Here is a 21,585-nt window from a genome sequence, read left to right on the forward strand (position 1 = left end):
TTACCACAGGCAATGGCCGTTCCCGGTCAATCACACCGAAATGCGGCCGAAACGCGGGTTCGGGGGCGAGAGTACCACTTTGAAATGCGTTTTGTGTATCGAGCGGGCAGTCGAAAGCCGGCCGACAGCGCGCGACGTCGGCCGCTTGATAGTCACTTGATGGTCGCCTGGTGGCCGGATTGCGGCCGGGTGCCGCCGATTGTTGCGCGAATTTAAAGCAACGAATGCGGCCTGCCCGGGTCTATCGTGAGCATTCGATGCGCACGCATCGGATCAACGCCGCGCGCGATGCAGCTCGCTTCGCGCACTGAACGGCAACCCCTCAGCCAAAGGTGACCACGCATGAGTACGACCCAACAGTATTCGCTTTTCATCAACGGCGACTGGATGCAATCGAAGGGCGGCGAACGCCTGACGATACGCAGTCCAGCGACCGGCGAGACGATCGCCACCGTAGCCGATGCCACCGACGCCGACGTCGATCGCGCAGTTGAGGCGGCGCAAGCCGCGTTTCCCGCATGGAGCCGCCGCACCGCGCTCGAGCGCGCCGATTGTCTGCTGCGCCTCAATGAACTGATGCAACGCGACCGCGAGCACCTTGCGCGCCTGCTCACGAAGGAAGTGGGCAAGCCGATCCGCGAAGCGCGCGGTGAAATCGACTTTGCGATCCAGCTGAACCGCTTTGCCGCTGAAAACGCGCGCCGCATCGAAGGCGATATCGTGCCCGGCAGCCGCCCCGGCGAAAAAATCCTGATCGAAAAGCTGCCGCACGGCGTGATCGGCGGCATCACCGCGTGGAACTTCCCGGCGGCGCTGCTCGCGCGCAAGGTAGCGCCCGCTATCGCGGCCGGCAATACGATCGTGCTGAAGCCACATGAGCTCACGCCCATCACGTCGCTCGAAATCGGCAAGCTGATCGCCGAAGCCGGCATTCCACCGGGCGTCGTCAATATTTTGAGCGGCGGCATCCGCACCGGCGAACGGCTCGTTACGCACCCGGCCGTCAAGCTGATCACGATGACGGGCAGCACGCGCGCCGGCAAGCAGATCATGGCCGCCGCCGCGCCGACGCTGAAGGAAGTTCGGCTCGAACTCGGCGGCAAGGCGCCGTTTATCGTGCTTGCCGATGCGGACCTCGAGCTCGCGGCCACGGCCGCCGTCGAAGCGCGCTTTCTGAACGCGGGCCAGGTGTGCACCGCGAACGAGCGCACGTATGTGCACGAAGCCGTCTATGACCGCTTTCTCGAACTCGTCACAAAGAAGATCAAGGCGATGAAAGTCGGCGACCCGGACGACGAAACGACCGACATGGGCCCGAAGGTCAGCAAGGTCGAAGTCGAAAAGGTCGATGCCATGGTGTCGAAAGCCGTGCAGCAAGGCGCGAAAGTGCATATCGGCGGCGGGCGCCTGACGGGCGGCCTGTACGATCAGGGGCATTTCTATCAGCCGACGCTGCTGACGGGCGTCACGCACCAGATGGAGATCGTGCATGCCGAAGTGTTCGGTCCCGTCGTTTCCGTGCTGAAAATAAAGAACTTCGACGAAGCACTGGAATTCGCGAACGATTCGAACTATGGGCTCTCGGCGTATCTGTTTACGAAGGACATCGGCGTGCTGATGCGCACGTCGGCTGAACTGAACTTCGGAGAGATCTATGTGAACCGGACGAATGGCGAAGCGCCGCAAGGCTTCCATCATGGCTATGGCGATAGCGGCCTCGGCGGTGAGGACGGCAAGTACGGTCTTGAAGCGTATGTGCGCACGAAGACGATTTATCTGAATGCGTGATGTTTGACCCTCGGCGTGACGCTTCGGTGTGACGCTTCAATGCGACCCTTACGTCACACCCATTTGACAATTCGACAGCTTTGCTTCGCCCGACGCAGACTGCCGCGCATGTGCGGCAGTCTGCGTCAGATCAAGAAATGGCCGCGCAATGCGGTCGAAAATTTGCGAAGTGCATCCTATGATTAGTAACTCGTCCAGCGTCGCGAGTCCCGCGGCGGCGCTGCCCGCCGTCATCCGCGACGCATTGCCGCGCGTGCCCGCGTCGCGACACACCGCACACGGAGTCAAACGCCATGGCCGACGACACTCCTCTCGCCCCCTCCCCGCTGCAGTCCGAAGAATTGCGCAACATGGACCGCTACTGGCGGGCCTGCAACTATCTGTCCGCCGGCATGATTTACCTGCGCGCCAACCCGCTGCTGCGCAAGCCGCTCGAGGCAGAACATATCAAGCGGCGTCTGCTCGGCCACTGGGGGTCCGATCCAGGGCAAAGCTTTTTGCTCGTGCATCTGAATCGTGTGATCAGGCAGCGCGACCTGAACATGATCTATATTTCGGGCCCCGGACACGGTGCGCCGGCGACGCTTGCGAATAGCTACCTCGAAGGCCGCTACTCGGAAATCTATCCGGACCGAAGCGAAAACGAGGAAGGCATGGAGCAGTTCTTCCGGCTGTTTTCATTTCCAGGCGGCATCGGCTCGCATTGCACGCCGGAAACGCCGGGATCGATTCACGAAGGCGGCGAACTCGGCTACAGCATTTCGCATGCGTACGGCGCCGCTTTCGACAACCCGGACCTGATCGTGACCGTCGCGGTCGGCGACGGCGAAGCGGAAACCGGGCCGCTCGCCACGTCGTGGCATTCGAACAAATTTCTGAATCCTGTACGCGACGGTGCGGTGCTGCCGGTACTGCATCTGAACGGCTACAAGATCGCGAACCCGACGATCCTCGCGCGCATTCCGCACGAAGAACTCGAAGCGCTGATGACGGGCTACGGTTATAAGCCCTATTTCGTGGAAGGCGACGACCCGCCGACGATGCATCAGAAGATGGCCGCGACACTCGACCGCTGCCTCGACGAAATCCACGCGATTCAACATACGGCGCGCACACAAGGCATCCGCAACCGGCCGCGCTGGCCGATGATCGTACTGCGCACGCCGAAGGGCTGGACCGGGCCACGCGAGCTCGGCGGCCATCAGGTAGAAGGATCGTGGCGCGCGCACCAGGTGCCGATCGCCGATCCGGCGACCCATCGCGAAAGCTTGCGCGCGGTCGAAGCATGGTTGAAGAGCTACGAGCCCGACACGCTGTTCGACGAGCGAGGGCGCCTTGTCGAAGAACTGCGCGCACTTGCGCCGGTCGGCGAGCGCCGCATCAGCGCGAACCCGCATGCAAACGGCGGCGCGCTATGCAAGGCGCTCGATCTGCCGCTGTTTCAGGAATACGCGGTGCCGGTGAAGAAGCCGGCAAGCGACTACGTGTCGACCACCGATGTGCTCGGCAAATTCCTGCGCGACGTAATGCGCCGGAACATGACGAACTTCCGCGTGTTCGGCCCCGACGAAACTGCGAGCAACAAGCTCACCGCGATTTACGAAGTATCGAAGAAAACCTGGTTAGCCGAACTCAAGGAGAGCGATGCGGATGGCGGCGAACTCGCCGTCGACGGCCGCGTGATGGAAATGCTCAGCGAACACACGCTCGAGGGCTGGCTCGAAGGCTATACGCTCACGGGCCGCCACGGGCTTTTCGCGACCTATGAAGCGTTCGTGCATGTGATCGACTCGATGTTCAACCAGCACGCGAAATGGCTTGAAAAGGCCAAGCGCGAGTTGCGCTGGCGGCAGCCGGTGCCGGCGTTGAACCTGCTGATCACATCGCTCGTCTGGCGCCAGGATCACAACGGCTTCACGCACCAGGACCCGGGCTTTCTCGATGTCGTGACGAACAAGAGCCCCGACGTCGTGCGCATTTATCTGCCGCCCGATGCGAACTGCCTGCTTAGCGTGGCCGATCACTGCCTGCGCTCGCGCGATTACGTGAATGTGATCGTCGCGGACAAGCAGCCGCATTTGCAGTACCTCGATATGAACACCGCGATCGCCCACTGCACCAAAGGCATCGGCATCTGGCCGTGGGCCTCGACCGATCAGGGCTTCGAGCCCGACGTCGTGATCGCGTGCGCGGGCGACATCGCGACCATGGAAGCGCTGGCGGCCGTCGAGATACTGAAAGGCTGGTTCGCGGACCTGAAGATCCGCTTCGTCAACGTGGTCGACCTGTTCCGGCTGATGCCGGACACCGATCATCCGCACGGCCTGTCGTCACGCGATTTCGATTCGCTGTTTACGACGAACAAGCCCGTGATTTTCAACTTCCATTCGTATGCGTCGCTCGTGCACAAGCTCACCTACAGACGCACGAATCACGAGAATATTCACGTGCACGGCTATGCGGAGAAAGGCAACATCAATACGCCGCTCGAACTCGCGATGATCAACGGCATCGACCGCTTTACACTGGCGATCGATGCGATCAACCGCGTGCCGCGCCTGCGCGGCATCGGCGATCACGCGAAAGAGCGGCTGCGCGATCAGAAGATCGAGCACCTCAATTACGCGCACACCGAGGGCATCGATCGCGAAGAGATTCGCGACTGGCGCTGGAAGGGGTGAGCGCGTTTCAAGGGGCGTGGGCCTGTGTTCTCAGCGTTGCTGGGTCGCGTGTGCGGAGAACGCGTGGGCGTAGTACGCGCGGCCCGCTTCCAGATGCGAGTCGAACGCAAAGCCGAGCGAAAGCATGTCGTGCATATCGGCGGCGGTGATTTTCATCACATAGCTGTGCTCTGTTGCCACGAGGCGGCAATCGTTCGGCGCCTGATCGGCGCTGAACCACTTGCCGGGGTCCGCGTGGCCGGCCGGGTACGCGCGGCCGTCGGCTTCGATCTGCCAGCCGCCGTCGAGCAGAATCCAGATGTCGTCCTTGTGCTCCGCTGTGGTCGTTGCGCAATCAACGATCACGCTGCCGATCTGTGCTTCCCATTCGCGCGAGTGATCGATGGTCCAGCGCAGTTGCGCGTCGTTCAGCGCAGTAAAGAAAGGCGTTTTGCGCAACAGGTGAAGATAGGTGGTTGAGGGTTTCATCGTACGGTTCTCCGAAGTTTGGACTTGTGCGTTGGCGCGACGGTCGAGGCTGTCGCAAACGACGGCGACGGCAACGAGGGCCAGCGTGGCAACGCAAGCGAAGTAAAAAAATCTGCTCATGAGCGTGGCGCCCTCGCGAAAGGGTTCGCGGCGGCGCTTGCGCTTTCAGATTCGACGGTGGGGGGCATGAGCGCGTCCTTTGAAGAGGTGACGGCTCAATCATCGGCTATTCCATCGCGATGATCATTACCCACGAACGGCGAAGATAATTCCATCGTCTTTAACAACCGCCCCCGCGTAGAACCGGGCGACATTCAAACGGGCGACGCCTCCAGTAGCGAAAACGGCGTCGTGGCTTTCGATGGCATGTGATGGATGAGCCCGTGGTACGAAATGAGGTGAGAAATGAATGCGCCGGTTCCGCGTTGATTCCCTTTCTTAAGCTTGCGTCTCATTGCGTGATCTCTGGCAAAGGATAGGCCTGAACCGGCCTTATCTATAGTGCCGGATGCGACATTTTTCGCATCGTTAGCGTCACACACTCCGTCACACGCCGCGCTGCTCTCATGACCACTCTGCATTTAACTTTACGCATCAGTGCATATGCATGTATAACGGGACCTGGTATCGATTTTTGATGTGTGGTCATGCACAAACCCATCTCCGATTTTCATCGCTCGCTGGTCCTCGGCACGATCATGCTCGCAACCTTCATGGTTTCGATTGAAGCGACGATCGTTGCAACCGCCATGCCGCGCGTGGCCGGCGAACTCGGTGGCTTCTCGTACTACAGCTGGGTGTTCTCGGCTTTTCTGCTCGCGCAGTCGGCAACCACGCCGATCTATGGAAAGCTTTCGGATATGTTCGGCCGCAAGCCGGTGCTGATGGCAGGCATCGTCGTGTTTCTGGCCGGCTCGTTACTGTGCGGCTTCGCCTCGTCGATGCCGTCGCTGATCGCGTTCCGTGTGCTGCAAGGACTCGGCGCGGGTGCGATCTATCCCGTCGCGATGACGGTCATTGGAGACCTGTACCCGCTCGAAGAACGCGGCCACGCACAGGGCATGATCGCCGTTGTCTGGGCCGTTTCGGCGGTCGTCGGGCCGCTCGCCGGCGGCATCATCATCGGCCGGTTCTCGTGGGCGTGGATCTTCTGGGTCAATTTGCCATTCGGTGTGTTCGCGATCGCCGGTTTCCTGCTGCTTCTACGCGAGCAGATCGAGCATCGTCGCGTCGGGATCGACTATGCGGGTGCCGTCCTTTTTTCGGTCGCGATCATCTCGCTGCTGGTCCTTCTCACGGAAACGGACGCGTCCGGCTGGGTGCTCGCCGGCCTCGCGGGTCTGTTTATCGTGACCGGAGCCCTGTTCATCGCCCAGGAGCGGCGCGCCGCTTCGCCGATTATTTCGATCGAGCTCTGGACACGCCGCCTCATCGCGACGAGCAATACCGCAACGCTGCTCGCCGGCATGGCATTGATCGGCCTGACGACGATCCTGCCGATCTACGTGCAAGGTGTGCTCGGCTTTTCACCGATCGTCGCGGGTACGACGTTGACGGCACTGGTCGTCGGCTGGCCGCTTGCCGTGATGCTTTCAGGCCGGTTGTACAAGACCTTCGGCATCCGCCGCAGTGTGCGCGCAGGCAGCCTCGTTTTTCCTCTTGGCGCCGCGGTGCTGCTGTTCCTCACGCCGCATAGCCACCCTGCTGTGGCAGCCGTCGCGTCGTTCCTGATGGGCTTCGGCATGGGGCTCGTCAGCATCACAGGCATCATGCTCGTGCAGGAAAGCGTGGAGTGGTCGATGCGCGGCAGCGCGACCGCGTCGATCATCTTCTCGCGCAGCCTCGGCAACACGCTCGGCGCCGCCGCGCTCGGCGCGATTCTGAATGTGGGCATCGCGCATTACGGCACGGGAGAGCTGGCCGTCAAGCTTCGTCGGCTTCTCAACGAGCCCACCGGGCTTGCTCAGCTGACTGGCCAGCAGGACGTTCGACTGGTTTTATTCCATGCGCTCTACTGGAGCTTCTGGGGCGTCTTCGTGGTCGCGCTGCTTGCGGTGCTGAGCTCGTGGCTCATTCCGGTGGCCACCGGGGTCAACGATGCGTCCGCGCGGGATGAAACGCGTGTGGCACCGCGCGACAAAGTCGATGCAGGCGGCTGAGCGGATTCCCAGCACCGGACTGCGATCATCCGTCAAGACGCCCAACGATCGCAACGCATCGCCATAGCCCTAATCGAGGGCTTGCGCGAAGCTCTTCAGATACTTCATGCCCGTGTCGCACATGATCGTCACGATGGTGGCATTCGGGCCAAGCCGTTCGGCAAGGCGCAACGCACCTGTCACATTCGCGCCCGTGGATGTGCCGCAGAACAGCCCTTCCTCGGCGGCGAGGCGAAACGCCATGGCTCTCGCTTCATCGGTGGAGACGGGTTCGAGTTCGTCGGCAATTCCGTCATGCCAGAGCGGCACGACGTAACCGGCGCCGATCCCGTCGATCTTATGCGCGCCCGTCGGACCGCCCGACAGCACCGCAGACTCCGCCGGCTCGACGCCCACCACATGAATGTGCGAATCGTGCTCGCGCAAGCGGCTCGAAATGCCGCGCAGCGACGCGGCCGTGCCGACGCTTTGAACAAAACCATCGATGCGGCAGTTCGCCTGGTCCCAGATCTCGTCGGCCATCTTCGTATAGGCCGCGAGCTGGTCCGTGTTTTCCATTTGCGCCGTGATGTACGCGCCCATCTGATCCGCGATGCGGTGCGCCTCGTGGATCATGTCCTTCGTCAGTTTTTCGGTTTGCTTGCCGTTGTCGCTCGGGATGATGGTGAGCTTCGCACCGAGCAGACGCATGTGATCGAGCTTCTCCTTCGAGAAGGCATCGGACGTTACGAGATGCAGCGGATGCCCTTTGACGCCGCAAACCAGCGCCAGCGACACGCCCGTGCTGCCGCCCGTGTATTCGACCACTGCGCCGCCGGGCTTCAGACGTCCGTCGCGTTCCGGCGCCTCGATCATCGCGAGCGCGATGCGATCCTTCATGCTTCCAGTCGGATTCTGGCTTTCGAGCTTGAGCAGGATACGCGCGCCATTGGACGGCACGACATGACGCAACTGCAACAGCGACGTACTGCCAATCGTGTCAAGAATGGTGGACGGTGAAGATTTCATCGGTGCAGGCTCCATCGGATGGCAGGCTCCGGCACGCCTATCGACGCCCGGATTGCTTCGCAGTCTAGACGGGCCGCGGGGCGCGCACTATAGTCACAAATGACATTAATAGCGACATTCGCGACATTCCACACCTCATGAAACTGGTTCTCTTCGTGCTTGATGAAGTGTTCGACACCGGCATGACGGTGCTGCTCGATACGTTTGCGACAGCGAACGAACTGGCGGCCGCGCAAGGAATCGACATCGCGCCTTTCGAGGTGAAGCTGGTCGGCACGCGCCGGCGCGTGCGCACGGGGTTGGGTCTTTCGGCGGTGGTCGAGCCGTTGAGCGCCGTTCATCGACCGGACTGGGTGGTCGTGCCGGCGTTGAACGCGAAAACCCCGGAGCGTCTGGAACAAACGCTGCTGCGCAAGGACGTGCGGAGTTCGCTTGCCCATTTACAGAACTGGCACGCCGCGGGGATCAACATCGCAGCGGCCTGTACGGGCACATTCGTCCTCGCCGAAGCCGGGCTTCTGAACGACAGGGACGCCACCACGACATGGTCGCTCGCACCGTTCTTCAGGCAGCGCCATCCGACTGTCAGGCTCGACGATTCGCGCATGGTGGTTGAATCGCGCGGCGTCGTGACGGCAGGCGCCGCGATGGGACATCTCGATCTCGCGCTCTGGCTCGTTCGTCGCGCGACGCCGGAACTGGCGGAAATCGTTGCCCGCTTCCTGCTGATCGACAAACGCTCGTCTCAGGCGCACTACATCATTCCCGATTTTCTCGCGCACAACGATCCGCTTATTTCGAAGTTCGAACGATGGGCGCGGGACAATCTCTCCAAAGGCTTTTCGCTGGCCGATGCAGCCGGCGCGTTAGCGGTTCATTCGCGCACGCTGCAGCGCCGTACCGAAGCGGTGTTGGGCAAAACGCCTCTGGAGTTCTTTCAGGACCTTCGCATTGAGCGCGCGCGGCAGCTCGTTTCGGCGGGTTGCAACCTGGAGATAGTCGCAAGCGAAGTGGGGTATGCGGACTCGGCAACTTTGCGGACGTTATTGCGTCGCAAGCTTGGGCAAGGTGTCAGAGAGCTTCGTGCAGGAATGCTGTAGAAATTCCGTTGATGCAATTGACGGGTCTTTAGTAATTCCACGTTTCTCGCATCACCTTTCTTAATATTCGTAATTCTTCATTCACTGGATTGACACCGATAGTTCGTAGCTTGTGTCGCGCTATACCGGCAGTATTCACTGCCATTATTTCATTAACCTTCGTTTAACCTAATAAACGACAATGAAAGCGACGCTCAGGTTACTTCCTATTGCAGTTATCGTTTCAGCGCTGGCCGGTTGTGGCGGCGACGACCCCAGCTCGCCGCCCGCCAGTACCGGCAGTACCGCGCCTACTCCGGTCAGCAACTTCACGCCGGGCAATCTGCTGGTTTCGCGCTCGTCCTACGATCCGGCGAATGTCGTGAGCGGCACGCTGCCTTTCAACGCGACGCCTGAAACCACGAATTCCGCGCCGATTACCGCTGTCACGCCCGGCACCTTTCCGAATGTATTCACCAACGTCGCGAACGACGCAAACTTCGGCGTAACGTCCGAGGTGCTGCTCGATCAATGGGCACCGGGTGCGACCAGCCCCGCGCAAACGACCGACATTACATCGGTGGCCGCAAAAAGCCAGACCAGTTTCGCGACGAGCTTTTCGTCGAAGTCTGAACTCGCATTGAATGTTTCGCTCGATCACAAATCGTTGACGCTGGTCGCTTATAACAGTCCGATCGACCAGCTCGATATTTCCAATAGCAATACGCCGGGTGTTGTCGATCCAACCAACAACGACGTTTCAACGCCGACTTTCCGTACCGTCGCGCAATTGAATTTCGCCGACAGCAGCATGTCGTTTACCAACACCAATGCTTACAGCGGAGATAACGGCCGCGCGGCGATTCTCGCCAATGGAACGTACTACCTGGTCGGCAATGCCGGTGACTCCGGAAAAACGCCGAAGCCCACCACCGCGCTGCTCGATATGTTGACGACCGATACCGGCGTGCAAAGCATCGCCCAGGGCAGTGCATGTCCGTTTACGCAGGTCATCGGCGCGTTTCAGTCGAGCAGCGGCGGCAGCTATAGCGTCGCACCCGCGGGAACGGCATGTTCGCTCGCGACCATGGGCACCATTACCGGCGGCAATTCCACTGGCGACCAGTTCGGCTTTTCGGTCACCGGTATCGGCCAGCCGGCTGACAAGACGGGTAAGGACGACAACTTCCGTGGCGTGTTCGTGGGTCCGGACGGCACGATGTTCATCACCAAGGGAAGCGGCGGTAACGGTGTGAACACCGTCTATCAGGTGGGCGCAACCGGTGCCCTGGCCAACGGCGGACACTTGCCGCAGAACGCCGCGATTACCATCGTTCCGGGCTTTCCGACGGCATTGGCTGCCAATACACCGCCCACAACGATCACGGGCGTTGAGTTTCCTTTCAGCGTCTGGATTCCGGCGTCGAACCCGTCGATCATGTTCGTCTCCGACGAAGGCGACGGCACGGCGGGCGATCAGGCGTCCGGCAGCGGTGGTCTATGGGTGTATCAGAACCAGAACGGCACGTGGACGCCGATCGCCCATCTGACGACAGGTCTCAACCTTGGGGTCGCCTACGCGGTGACGGATAGCCTTGGCCTGTTCGGCACGACCGGCGCAAGCTACACCACGACACCTGACGGCCTTCGCAGCATCACCGGCGAAACCAATAGCGACGGCTCGTTTACGATCTTCGGGACGACGTCGACGGCCGGCAATAGCCTCGGCGCCAACTTCGATTCGGGTGCCGATTCGAACCAGCTGGTCAAGATCACCGTCAGCGTGAATGGCGCAACCGCCACGTCCGCATCCGGATTCAGCGTGATGCAGACGGCGCCGTTCGGTCAGGTCGAGCGCGGTGTGACGGTTGTTCCGGCGTCCTGAAGCACTTGATCCGCAACCGATCGCCCGGGATAGTCAGCAGTCTCGAACCCAGACGATCATGAAGCGATTGCGTCAGGCCGGCACGCGATACACGGCGCAGAGTTTGTTGCCATCCGGATCGCGCAGATACGCAAGATAAACTCCACCGGGCGCGGCGCCCCGCCGGCCCGGCGGATCCTCGACCGATACGCCGCCATGGGCCAACCCGGCGGCGTGCCAATTCATGACCTCATCGGCAGACTTGCAACTGAAGCCGATCGTGCCGCCGTTCGCGCACGTGGCAGGCTGCCCGTCGATTGGCTGCGTGATGTAAAAGGTTCCCGTGCTCGTGCGATACACATAGCGACGGCGCCGTTCGTTATGGTCGCTGCGTCCCTCCGCGACACCGAGCGCACCCAGCACAGCGTCGTAGAAACGTTTCGCTTTTTCGAGGTCGTTGGTGCCGACCACTACGTGGTTGAACATTGCCTTGATTTTCCTTCGCAAACAAAAGTTCTAACAGGCGGCGCCGCTCAAGCGTCGCTTGAGACCGCGCTACGCATCTCGACCGCAGCGCCGGCAGTTCTTTGCCAGGGCGCCGTCGCGAGCAAGGAGGCTAACACCATCAGGCCGCCTCCGCCCCAACCCCAGACCGTCAACTGCTCACCGAGCCAGGCGTACGCGAACAGCGCGCCAAACGCCGGCTCGCTTCCCATCAGCAGCGCCACGCGCGTCGGGCTGCTGCGCTTGACAGCGAAATTTTGCGCGAAGAATGCGAAGAGCGTGCATGCAAGCACCAAATAAACGACGCTCACCCAGAAGGCACCATGCCCGGTTAGCGACGGCAGTGAATGCCACTGCTGCGATCCCGATACGAACCCGGACATGAACGCCGCGACGAGACTGCCGAGCGCCACGGTGCCGGCCTGAATCGCCGTCACCGACAACGGAGCGAGCGTCGATTCGCGCATCACGCGTCTTGTCACGCACACCATCAGCGCGCGCAGCAGTGCCGCCAGAAGAATCATCGCGTCGCCCACGGTCGGAATGAACACGCCGCCGCTAACCATCACAGCGCCCGCCAGCGACAACACGACGGCCATCCACTCGACACTCGACGGCTTTCTGCGCAGCAGCGCCCATTCGACGAGCGGCGTCATCACGACACACAAACTGATCAGGAATGCTGCGTTCGACGCGCGTGTCAGCGATATGCCGAACGTCTCGGCCATCAGGATGCTTAACAGAAGGCCCCCTGTGCCGATCGCACCGGCTAGTGCGGACGGCTTGACGTGCCGCAGCGAACGCAACGCCGGCAGCAGCACGACAAACGTCAGACCAAACCGCAGCGCGAGCAGCCCTAACACGGGGTAGAACGCGAGCGCGACTTTCGCGACGCCATAGCTCGTGCCCCACACGATTGCCACCGCGAGCAGCATCAGGTCGGATATCCAGAGCAGACGTTTTTGTGTCGACATGGCGAACCTTCGATCTCTCAATTCGAAAGGCTCAAATTGTCGACTATTGCATCCAAAACTATAATCATGGCTCGCGGAACATCTTTTATGTTCCCAGCGCACAAATACCGCGACCCGGCAAACACGACGACGATGAATCCCACTGAGCTTTTTGCGTTGTTGCCGGATATGGCGACCTTTGCCCGCGTCGTCGATGCGGGCAATTTCTCGGTGGCCGCGCGCCAACTGGGCACCACGCCTTCGACGGTCAGCCGGCAGATCAAACGCCTCGAAGAAGCGCTCGGCACGCGCTTGCTGGAGCGGTCGACGCGCAGTGTCCGCGTCACGGATTCGGGCGCGCAAATCTACCGGTATTGCCGCGACATGGTCGGCGCGGCGTCGGGCGCGGTCGACATCGCCGGGCAAGCGGTCGGCGAGCCGCGCGGCAAGGTCAGCGTCAGCGCGCCGATTGCCTTTGCGCGTAACGTGATCCATCCGCTGATCCCGGCGTTTCTGCGCAGCTGGCCCGACGTCGACGTCCAGCTGGTATTCGAGGACCGCGAGATCGATCCGTTACGCGACGATGTCGACATCGTGATCCGGCTGACGCGCTCGCCTCCGCTGGGCCTCGCCGGCCGGCAACTGGGCTCGGCGAAATGGCTGCTTTGCGCGTCGCCGGCTTATCTCGACGCGCACAGCACGCCAGCCGAGCCGCGCGATCTCGCGCGCCACGAATGCCTGTATCTCGGCGAAACGGTCGACGACAATCGATGGCATTTCCGGCGCGGTACGGAGACCCAGTCGCTGGACGTGAGGGGCCGCTATATCGCGAATGATGCGGGCGCACGCCTCGATGCGGCGCTGCAGGATTGGGGCATTGCGAGCTTGCCCGACTTCGCGGCCGCGGATGCGCTGCGGCAAGGCAACCTCGTTCAGGTTCTCGCCGACTGGGAGTTCGAGGCTCGCACGTACATGGGGCCGGTGTGGCTGCTTTATCCGCCGAACCGCTTTCTTCCGTCGAAGGTGCGGGCGCTTATCGATTACCTTGCAATGCACCTGAGCGGCGCCGCAGCCGCGTAACGGTTCAGCCGCCCGTGGCATTCACGTCGGAACAATGCCTCGCGGTTTACGCCTCGATTGCATATAGTCCACAAGCGCCTGCTCCCCTGCTTCGGCATCTGCCGCGATCCATCGCACCGCATGCGACTTTTTTCACCGCGCCTGTCCATCCGCATGCGGTCCGCGCGTCATTGAGACGGCGGCGCATTACAAGTACCGCCTCAACCCCAAAAACGGAGGCTCATATGCAATACCTGTTGCTGATCTATTCGGAGGAAAACCGCTGGAACCAGATGACGGACAGCGAGCGGCAGCAAGGCGTCGCCGCGTATCAGGCGTATACCGAAGCGTTGCAGAAAGCGCAGGCACTGGTCGGCGCCAACCGGCTGCAGCACACGAACACGGCCACCACGGTGCGGCTCGTCGATGCCAAACCGCAGGTGCTCGACGGTCCGTACTCCGATACGAAGGAGCAACTCGCCGGCTACTACCTGATCGACGTCCCGAACCTCGACGCAGCGATCTCGTGGGCGTCGCGTTGTCCCGGCGCGGCGCACGGCACCATGGAAGTGCGCCCTGTCTGGACCGCTCCCAAGGATGCGCGGGCCGCATGAGTCCGGCATGAGTCCCGCATGAGTCCATCCGGTGGCGGCCGCGATACTGACGGCGCCGCGCATGCGATCGCCGAAGCCGTCGCGCGCCGCAGCTACGGCAAGCTCGTCGCGCTGGTGGCGATGCGCACGCGCGACGTCGCCGCGGCCGAAGACGCGCTGGCCGATGCCTTTGCGACCGCGCTCGCCGACTGGCCGGCGCGCGGCTGCCCCGCGAATCCCGAAGCGTGGCTGATGACGGTTGCGCGCCGCCGGGCGATCGACGGCGCGCGCCATCGCCGCGTCGGCGACGACGTAACAAATCAGCTCGCGATTCTCGCCGACGAAATCGACGAGCATGAAGCAGGCGGATTGCCCGACCGCCGGCTTGCCCTGCTGTTCGCGTGCACGCACCCCGCGCTCGAGGCCGCGGTTCGAACGCCGCTGATGCTGCAGGTCGTGCTCGGGCTCGACGCGAAGACAATCGCATCCGCGTTCCTGACGTCGCCTGCCGCGATGAGCAAGCGCCTCGTGCGCGCGAAAAACAAGATCCGCGAAGCGGGCATTCCGTTCTGCGTCCCCGAGCGCGAGGAGTTGCCCGGCCGGCTCGCGGCCGTGCTGGAAGCTGTCTACGCGGCATACACCGAAGGATGGACCGACCCGGTCGGCAGCGACACCGAACGGCGTGATCTCGCGGGCGAAGCGCTGTTTCTCGCGGACATGCTCGCTGAGTTACTGCCCGAGGAGCCCGAGACGCTGGGTCTTTTCGCGCTGATGCTGTACGCGCAGGCCAGGCGCGACGCACGACGCGACGCGGCCGGCGACTACGTGCCGTTGTCAGCCCAGGACCCGGCGACATGGAACACAGCGATGATCGAGGCAGCCGACACATTGCTGCGGCGCGCGAGCGCTTTCAACGCAATTGGACGCTTCCAGCTCGAGGCCGCGCTGCAGTCCGCGCATATACATCGCTGCAGGACACATCGCGCGAACTGGGACGAGATCGTGCAACTCTACGATGCGTTGCTCGATATCGCAGCGTCGCCCGTGGTCGCGGTCAACCGCGCGCTAGCCGTCGCGGAACGGGATAGCCCGCAGGCCGCACTCGACGCGCTCGCTCCGTACGCGGACGATCCGCGCCTGACCGACTATCAACCGTATTGGGCCGCGCGAGCCGATCTGCTTGCACGTGCCGGCGCGACGGCCGAAGCATTCGGCGCGTACGATCTCGCGATCGGTCTCGCCAGCGATCCGGCGGTGCGCCGCTTTTTGCAGCGCAAGCAGACGGCGCTCTGAGCGTCCGGCATCGGGCATCCGGCACGTGGACGGACGCGAAGCGTCCGATGCACAAGCGAAAAAGCGCGTCCTGATCAAGGTTGATGAGACTTCCAGGTCATCGAGCCGCTAACGCAAGGAACACGCCCCTCGCCACCTGCTGCGTTGGCAGAAACGGATCTGCTGTTGGTAAAACCGTCCCCTTACGCCCCTATCGCCGCCCTTTCATACTTCGTCGCATCGTTAGGTCTACCCTGAAGGTGACGAAATGACAGCAGCTTCTACTTCCAGCATTGAGGCAGATCGTTATGGCCGCTGCATCGCGGCTTCCAAACGCGTGCGATGGGACATCGATCAGGACGTTATCCGTGCGCGCTCGTTCGATACCACGCAAAAATTCCTGCCCGACGGCTTGACGCTTCTCGCTGACGTGGATTGGCTATCGGCGGACGACAAGCGGTACCTGAGCCAGATTCAAGGCCGCACCTACGCGAATATGTTTCGCCTCGTCGAACGCTTCGTCAACGCGAAAATCCTCGAGATCACCAACGATCATTGGCTCGGCAATCAGACCGCGCTCGAATCGCTGGTCCGCTTCAGCGACGAGGAGCTCAAGCATCAGGAATTGTTTCGTCGCGTCGAATTGCTGATTGCCAAAGACATGCCGCCGGGCTATTCGTTTGCATGGAATGCAGACGAGATCGGCAAGGTGGTTTTAAGCAAAAGCACGTGGGCGGTGCTTGGGCTCACGCTGCTTATCGAGCTGTTTTCCCAGGTTCACTACCGCCAAAGCATCGAACCCGATGGCAGCCTGTCGCCACTCTTCAAGGACATCTTTCTTTTCCACTGGAGAGAGGAAAGTCAGCACGCCATTCTCGATGAACTCGAATGGGCGCGCATCGATTCGACGACGACCGACGCGGCGCGCGATATTGCGGTCGGCGAGCTGATCGAGCTGATCATGGCGGTCGACGGCGTCGTGCAGGGACAGGCGTCAGCGGATTGCAGCTACTTCAAATTGAACTGCACACGCGCGCTCAGCGACACAGAGGAAAAAAAGCTGCAGGCGCTGTTCCTCCATGCCTACCGATTCCAATACATCTTTTCGGGCGCAAGCCACGCCGAATTCGTCAGCGTGCTGAATCGCCTGACGACGCGCGAACAAAGCGCGCGTTTTTTCGCGGCGGTCGACACACTCCGGTAGCCGTTGGCTATCGGCCAAAGTGCGCCGCCGGTTCGTTTTTCATTCATCACGGAGACAATTGAACATGACCGTTTCAGGCCACCCTACGCAAGGCGACGTCGTCAACGGAATCAACGCCGACGACGTCCGAACGCTGATTGAGGATATAAAGGCCAATCCCGGCCAGGGGATGACGCACTGGCGAGTGAGCAGCCGCTGGCAAGGCGGCACGCGCAGCCAGGCCAGGGTCGATTCGTTCGATATCGGCGGCAAGATGGTGCCGCGCTCGTTCAGTATCGACATCGACGAGCCTGCCGAACTCGGCGGCACCAACACCTATGCGAACCCGCAGGAGTACCTGCTCGCCGCGCTCAACGCATGCATGACGGTCGGATACGCCGCGGTTTGCGCGCTTCATGGGATCAGCATCCGCAAGCTCGAAATCGTCACCGAGGGGGACATCGACTTGCGCGGTTTCCTCGGAATCGCTAAAGATGTCGCGCGAGGCTATGAATCGCTTAAGAGCCGCGTCACGATACAAGCCGATGCCAGCAAGGAACAGTTGCGCGAGATTCACGCGATGGTGTTGGCAAGCTCGCCCAACTTTTACAACATCACGACCGCAGTGCAGATGGAACCGACGTTGGTGGTCGAATAGCGGGTAAGTATCCCGTCGCTTCCTCATATTTTTCGTCTTCTTTAAAGACCGGGGGAACCTCGCTGCCGAAGTCGAGTCTGGACGAAAGTCTCACTTCGCGCGCGAGCGCTTTTCTTTTGTCGGAGCAGTAGCGTATGGCGAAACGCCCTAACGGTCCGGTCAGCGCCTTGATTGTTGCGGTGCCCGAGACGGCTGGGTCGGCACTCTACGGCATGGTCGACGTGCTTTCGGTGACGGGCAACCTTTGGGAAGTGATGAATGGCACAGGCGACGAGCGCAAGCTGTTCGACACGCATATTGTTGCGCGCTCAACCGAATCGTTCCTGTGCAGACACAGCATTCCGGTTAAGCCTGACGTATCGATCCACGACGATCCCTCCGCCGATATTGTGATCTTGCCGGAGATCTGGCTACGCCCCGAGGATTCGATCAAGGGGCGATACGACGACCTGATGGAATGGCTGCGTGCGTGTTATCGCCGGGGAACGTCCATTTACTCGGCTTGCTCCGGGTCGATCATGCTGGCCGAGTCGGGATTGCTGAATGGGCGCCATGCGACATCGCACTGGGGCTATGAGGAACTGTTTCAGCGCGAATATCCGCGCGTGAAATTCGAGTCCACACCGAATATCTGCTTTGCCGATGCAGAGGGGCGCATTGTCACGGCGGGAGGCGTCATGTCGTGGCATGACCTGGCCATCCATATCATTGCGCGGCATTGCAGTCCCGGGGAAGCGGTCAACATCGCCAAGGCGTATCTGCTGAAGTGGCACGGCGAAGGGCAGCTTCCGTACACGAACCTGATGCGACGCCGTCATCATACGGACTCCGTGGTTCGGGTCTGCGAAAGATGGCTGGAGAAGAATTTCCGGTGCCAAGGGGCCGTTGCGGCGGCGGCGCGCGAATCCGGCATTCCAGAGCGCTCGCTTAAGCGGCGATTCCTTGCGGCGACTGGCGTGACGCTGATGGAGCATGTTCAGAGGTTGCGGATGGAAAATGCGAAGCGGCTGCTTGAAACCAGCGCGAAGTCGATCGATGAGATTAGTACCGAGGTCGGATATAAGGAGACGGCGTTCTTTCGGCGACTGTTCAAGCGAAATACGGGGCTGACGCCGACGGAGTATCGGAAGATGTTTACGCCGGATGAGGTCAGTGCGGGGCTCAGGCGAGGCGAGCAAGGGAATGCGTAGCAACAATGTTAGAGGAGGCGCCAATCGGCGCCTCCTCTTCATTCGGACACCGCAGCCACCGGCCGAACTCCTGAATCTATCCTCATCCAACTTGCTCCACCTCGGACGAATCCAGGCCGACGACCTTCGATGTCGGACCAGCGACTGAACCAGATCTTGTGAACAAGCAACCGGCCGGCGCCGCACCGACATCGTCAAATAACGAACCAACTCAAAACGCTCACTCCATCAAAATCTGCACCTTCACATCGGTCGGTTTCCCACTCGCCGCTTCCTCAAACGCCTTGATGCCCTCCGCAAACGGGAACGTTCGCGAAATAAACGGCTTCACATCGATGCGCCCCGACGCGATCAACTGAATCGCACGCGGGAAAATGTTTGCATAACGGAACACCGATTCGACTCGCGCCTCCTTGATCTGCAACGCGACGACATCGAGCGGCACCGGATTCTGCGGCATGCCAACCAGCACCAGGCATCCGCCCGGGCACAACAGATCGATGATCCCCTCGAATGCCCTGGCGCTGCCGCTCGCTTCAAGCACAACATTCGCCCCCCAGCCGTCGGTGAGCCTGTTCACCACATCCTTGACAGACGTGTTACGAATGTCCACCGTCGTGACGCCCGGCGTGTTCCCGATCAACTCGAGCTTCTCCGGCACCAGATCGCAAACAATCGCGCGGCTGCATCCCCCCGCGAGCGCGCCAAGCGCACACATCATGCCGATCGTGCCCGCGCCGAGCACAACCGCCACATCGCCGGGCTTGATTGCCGCTTTCTTCGCCGCCTGCAAGCCGATCGACAACGGCTCGACAATCGCGCCTTCCGCAAAACTCACGTTATCGGGCAGCTTGTACGTAAACGCGGCCGGGTGCACGACAAACGGCGCAAGGCATCCGTGCACAGGCGGCGTCGCCCAGAAGCGCACTTTCGGATCGAGGTTGTACATGCCCTCGCGCGACGCGCGCGACTCCGTATCCGGCACGCCCGGCTCCATACACACGCGATCGCCCGGTTTCAGGCTCGTCACTTCGTCGCCGACCTGCACGACCGTACCGGCCGCCTCGTGCCCGAGCACCATCGGCTCCGTCACCACGAACGGCCCGATGCGGCCATGCTGATAGTAGTGAATATCGCTGCCGCAAATGCCGACCGTGTTGATGCGGATGCGGACATCGCGCGGTCCGACCGCCTGCGGCAAACTGAACGGCCGCAAGCTGATGCGCTGCGCGCTTTCGAGAACCAGAGCTTCCATCGTCGTTCCTTTGCAAGATAAGTAAACCGCTTCAAGCCACTAGCAATCCGCCGTCGACGATCATGCTCACACCATTCACCATGCTCGATTCGTCGGAGAGCAGATACGCAATCGTGTTCGCCACCTCTAGCGGCTGCACAAAACGATGCAGCGGAATACGCGCCAGCACCGGTCCCGATTTGGCCGGATCGCTCCAAGCTTTCTCGCCCATCGGTGTCATCGTGACGGTTGGATTGACCGCGTTCACGCGTATGCCGTGCTCGCCCAGTTCGATTGCCATCACGCGTGTCAAACCGTCGAGGCCTGATTTCGATGCGCAATACGCCGCGTGCAACGGAAAGCCGATTTGAGCCGATACGCTCGACACATTGACAATCGCGCCTTTCACGCCGCGTTCGATCATGCTGCGCGCGCACTGCTGCGAAACAATCAACGCGGCGCGCAAGTTGACGGCGATCGTCCGGTCGAATGCTTCGACAGTGGTGTCAAGAAACGGCTGCAGCTCAACCATGCCCGCGCAATTCACCAGCAGATCGACCGGTTGCGCGGCGCGTGCTGCTTCCAGTGCTGCGGCTGCGTCGGCCAGGTCTACGCATAGCGTTTCACAACCGGTCTCTTCCTTTAGCGTATTCAAGTCGTCCGCCGCGCGGCTTAGCGCGATCACGCGCGCGCCGCGTTGCGCCAGCAGCTTCGCGGTCGTGCGTCCGATTCCTTTGCCCGCGCCGGTGATCAGCACTGTCTTGCCGGCGAATTCCCGGCTGCGATCGAGCTGACCGTGCTCGCCCGGTCGGCTTGCATCGATATCGGACATGATCGTCGCTCCCGTCTCTTCAGTTCATCTCAAGGCTCATCGCACAAACGCCGCGCCGTTTCCTCATCAGTCACCAGCACCGACGCATACCGCCCGCGCAGCGCCGCGCGCGTCACATGAAACTTCTTCGCACCACCCGAAACAAGCACGACATGATCGATATTGCGCAGATCATCGAGCGTAATCGCCACCGTGCGTCGATTCAGCGGATGATCGATCGGCTCGCCGTCCGCATCCATAAAGTGGCCAAGCAGATCGCCGACCGCGCCGGCCTTGCGCAGCATGCGCAATTCGTCGGGCTTGCTGATGCCGTACGTCACGACAAGCGACTCGGTCAGATCTCCGCACGTCAGCAGCGCAAGGTCCGAATGCCGCGCAAGCTCGTACGTGCCGCGTACCGCGTCTTCCTGCAGGATCATGTCGCGCGCTTTCTGACTGCCTACATAAATCGGAGCGGCGAACAGATAACCGTCCGCATGACACAGATTCGCGAAATCGGACACGATGTCGAAAGTATTGATACTCGGGCAATGCGAAAGCCCGCCTTGCAGCGACACCGCGTTCAAGGCGCCGTACGCGCGCTGCGGCATCGCGCGCAGCACCGCGCGAATCGTGCGGCCCCAGCCGATGCCGATCGTGCTGCCGTCTTCGATGCGTGTTGCAAGATAGCCGGCCGCGCCGATGCCGAGCCCCGCCATATTCGCTTCCGCGTTCGCGCCGGTCGGCACGACCACCGCCCCTTCGAGCTCGAATTGCTCGACCAGCTGTTCTTCAAGCGCAATGCACGGCGCGATCCGGCTATTGATCGTGATCTGCACGAGGCCCGATTCGCGGCTCGCCGCCAGCAGCCGGTTCACGCGCACGCGATTACTGCCGATGCGCTGCGCGATTTCCTGCTGCGTCATATTGCCGATGTAGTAATGCCAGGCGACGCGCGCCTGTAACTCCTCTTCGGAATCGATCGCGCCGTCGGACTCAAGCATCATCACGGGCGGGGCCGTTTTACTCATGGGGAATATCGCCTCGAATGAAAGTGACGGGGGCCCTTATACCAGAACCG

Annotated in this window: 18 protein-coding genes; 11 read left to right on the top strand and 7 right to left on the bottom strand. The window is 61.4% G+C overall.

Features of this window, described 5'->3' with window-relative positions; all coding sequences use genetic code 11:
* Positions 1 to 342 precede the first annotated feature (342 nt).
* Together aldA and KZJ38_RS17285 are read left to right on the top strand one after the other, a co-directional pair.
* Complete coding sequence (gene aldA / locus KZJ38_RS17280) at positions 343 to 1,788, top strand: aldehyde dehydrogenase (protein WP_219797413.1); 1,446 nt, start codon at positions 343 to 345, stop codon at positions 1,786 to 1,788.
* Between the two features lie 293 nt (positions 1,789 to 2,081).
* Entirely contained in the window at positions 2,082 to 4,469 is a 2,388-nt protein-coding gene (locus tag KZJ38_RS17285) for a phosphoketolase family protein (protein ID WP_219797414.1), read from the top strand.
* 30 nt (positions 4,470 to 4,499) lie between these two features.
* Here the strand turns inward: KZJ38_RS17285 and KZJ38_RS17290 are convergent, their stop codons facing one another.
* On the bottom strand, positions 4,500 to 4,937 hold the full coding sequence (locus KZJ38_RS17290; protein ID WP_219797415.1) for a hypothetical protein: 438 nt from the start codon (positions 4,935 to 4,937) through the stop codon (positions 4,500 to 4,502).
* Between the two features lie 647 nt (positions 4,938 to 5,584).
* On the opposite strand from KZJ38_RS17290, the gene KZJ38_RS17295 reads away from it, so the two are divergent.
* Complete coding sequence (locus KZJ38_RS17295) at positions 5,585 to 7,096, top strand: MDR family MFS transporter (RefSeq protein ID WP_246641524.1); 1,512 nt, start codon at positions 5,585 to 5,587, stop codon at positions 7,094 to 7,096.
* A 69-nt stretch (positions 7,097 to 7,165) separates the two neighbouring features.
* Here KZJ38_RS17295 and KZJ38_RS17300 read toward each other — a convergent pair whose 3' ends face one another.
* Positions 7,166 to 8,104, bottom strand: coding sequence for a PLP-dependent cysteine synthase family protein (locus KZJ38_RS17300; RefSeq protein ID WP_219797416.1), 939 nt, complete (start codon positions 8,102 to 8,104; stop codon positions 7,166 to 7,168).
* Positions 8,105 to 8,241: 137 nt separating this feature from the next.
* Here KZJ38_RS17300 and KZJ38_RS17305 point away from each other — a divergent pair, with 137 nt between their 5' ends.
* Positions 8,242 to 9,204, top strand: a complete 963-nt coding sequence (locus tag KZJ38_RS17305) for a GlxA family transcriptional regulator (protein WP_219797417.1) — start codon at positions 8,242 to 8,244, stop codon at positions 9,202 to 9,204.
* Positions 9,205 to 9,385: 181 nt separating this feature from the next.
* On the top strand, positions 9,386 to 11,068 hold the full coding sequence (locus KZJ38_RS17310; protein ID WP_219797418.1) for a hypothetical protein: 1,683 nt from the start codon (positions 9,386 to 9,388) through the stop codon (positions 11,066 to 11,068).
* A gap of 72 nt (positions 11,069 to 11,140) precedes the next feature.
* On the opposite strand, the gene KZJ38_RS17315 is transcribed toward KZJ38_RS17310, so the two are convergent.
* Together KZJ38_RS17315 and KZJ38_RS17320 are read right to left on the bottom strand one after the other, a co-directional pair.
* Positions 11,141 to 11,533: a VOC family protein gene (locus KZJ38_RS17315; RefSeq protein WP_219797419.1), complete on the bottom strand. Its 393-nt coding sequence runs from the start codon at positions 11,531 to 11,533 to the stop codon at positions 11,141 to 11,143.
* A gap of 47 nt (positions 11,534 to 11,580) precedes the next feature.
* A complete protein-coding gene (locus KZJ38_RS17320; RefSeq protein WP_219797420.1) occupies positions 11,581 to 12,525 on the bottom strand; it encodes a DMT family transporter in 945 nt (314 codons plus the stop codon).
* Between the two features lie 132 nt (positions 12,526 to 12,657).
* On the opposite strand from KZJ38_RS17320, the gene KZJ38_RS17325 reads away from it, so the two are divergent.
* The 6 genes from KZJ38_RS17325 to KZJ38_RS17350 all read left to right on the top strand — a co-directional run bounded on the left by KZJ38_RS17325 (position 12,658) and on the right by KZJ38_RS17350 (position 18,459).
* The gene (locus KZJ38_RS17325; RefSeq protein WP_219800421.1) at positions 12,658 to 13,584 is read left to right on the top strand and encodes a LysR family transcriptional regulator; all 927 of its coding nucleotides are present in this window, start codon (positions 12,658 to 12,660) and stop codon (positions 13,582 to 13,584) included.
* Positions 13,585 to 13,808: 224 nt separating this feature from the next.
* Positions 13,809 to 14,177: a YciI family protein gene (locus KZJ38_RS17330; protein ID WP_219797421.1), complete on the top strand. Its 369-nt coding sequence runs from the start codon at positions 13,809 to 13,811 to the stop codon at positions 14,175 to 14,177.
* Positions 14,178 to 14,195: 18 nt separating this feature from the next.
* Positions 14,196 to 15,449 carry an RNA polymerase sigma factor gene (locus tag KZJ38_RS17335; RefSeq protein ID WP_219797422.1) on the top strand — a complete coding sequence of 418 codons (1,254 nt, stop codon included), beginning with the start codon at positions 14,196 to 14,198 and terminating at the stop codon, positions 15,447 to 15,449.
* 247 nt (positions 15,450 to 15,696) lie between these two features.
* On the top strand, positions 15,697 to 16,632 hold the full coding sequence (locus KZJ38_RS17340; protein ID WP_219797423.1) for a hypothetical protein: 936 nt from the start codon (positions 15,697 to 15,699) through the stop codon (positions 16,630 to 16,632).
* A gap of 64 nt (positions 16,633 to 16,696) precedes the next feature.
* Positions 16,697 to 17,269 carry an OsmC family protein gene (locus KZJ38_RS17345; RefSeq protein WP_219797424.1) on the top strand — a complete coding sequence of 191 codons (573 nt, stop codon included), beginning with the start codon at positions 16,697 to 16,699 and terminating at the stop codon, positions 17,267 to 17,269.
* Positions 17,270 to 17,403: 134 nt separating this feature from the next.
* On the top strand, positions 17,404 to 18,459 hold the full coding sequence (locus KZJ38_RS17350) for a GlxA family transcriptional regulator (RefSeq protein ID WP_219797425.1): 1,056 nt from the start codon (positions 17,404 to 17,406) through the stop codon (positions 18,457 to 18,459).
* A 220-nt stretch (positions 18,460 to 18,679) separates the two neighbouring features.
* Here KZJ38_RS17350 and KZJ38_RS17355 read toward each other — a convergent pair whose 3' ends face one another.
* From KZJ38_RS17355 to KZJ38_RS17365, 3 genes are read right to left on the bottom strand one after another with little or no spacing between them, the layout of a single operon-like run.
* Positions 18,680 to 19,714 carry an NAD(P)-dependent alcohol dehydrogenase gene (locus KZJ38_RS17355; protein WP_219797426.1) on the bottom strand — a complete coding sequence of 345 codons (1,035 nt, stop codon included), beginning with the start codon at positions 19,712 to 19,714 and terminating at the stop codon, positions 18,680 to 18,682.
* A gap of 31 nt (positions 19,715 to 19,745) precedes the next feature.
* Complete coding sequence (locus KZJ38_RS17360; protein ID WP_219797427.1) at positions 19,746 to 20,525, bottom strand: SDR family oxidoreductase; 780 nt, start codon at positions 20,523 to 20,525, stop codon at positions 19,746 to 19,748.
* A gap of 29 nt (positions 20,526 to 20,554) precedes the next feature.
* Entirely contained in the window at positions 20,555 to 21,535 is a 981-nt protein-coding gene (locus KZJ38_RS17365; RefSeq protein ID WP_219797428.1) for a sugar-binding transcriptional regulator, read from the bottom strand.
* Positions 21,536 to 21,585: the final 50 nt, after the last annotated feature.

Origin of the sequence: Paraburkholderia edwinii (assembly GCF_019428685.1) — a bacterium.
Lineage (GTDB): Bacteria > Pseudomonadota > Gammaproteobacteria > Burkholderiales > Burkholderiaceae > Paraburkholderia > Paraburkholderia edwinii.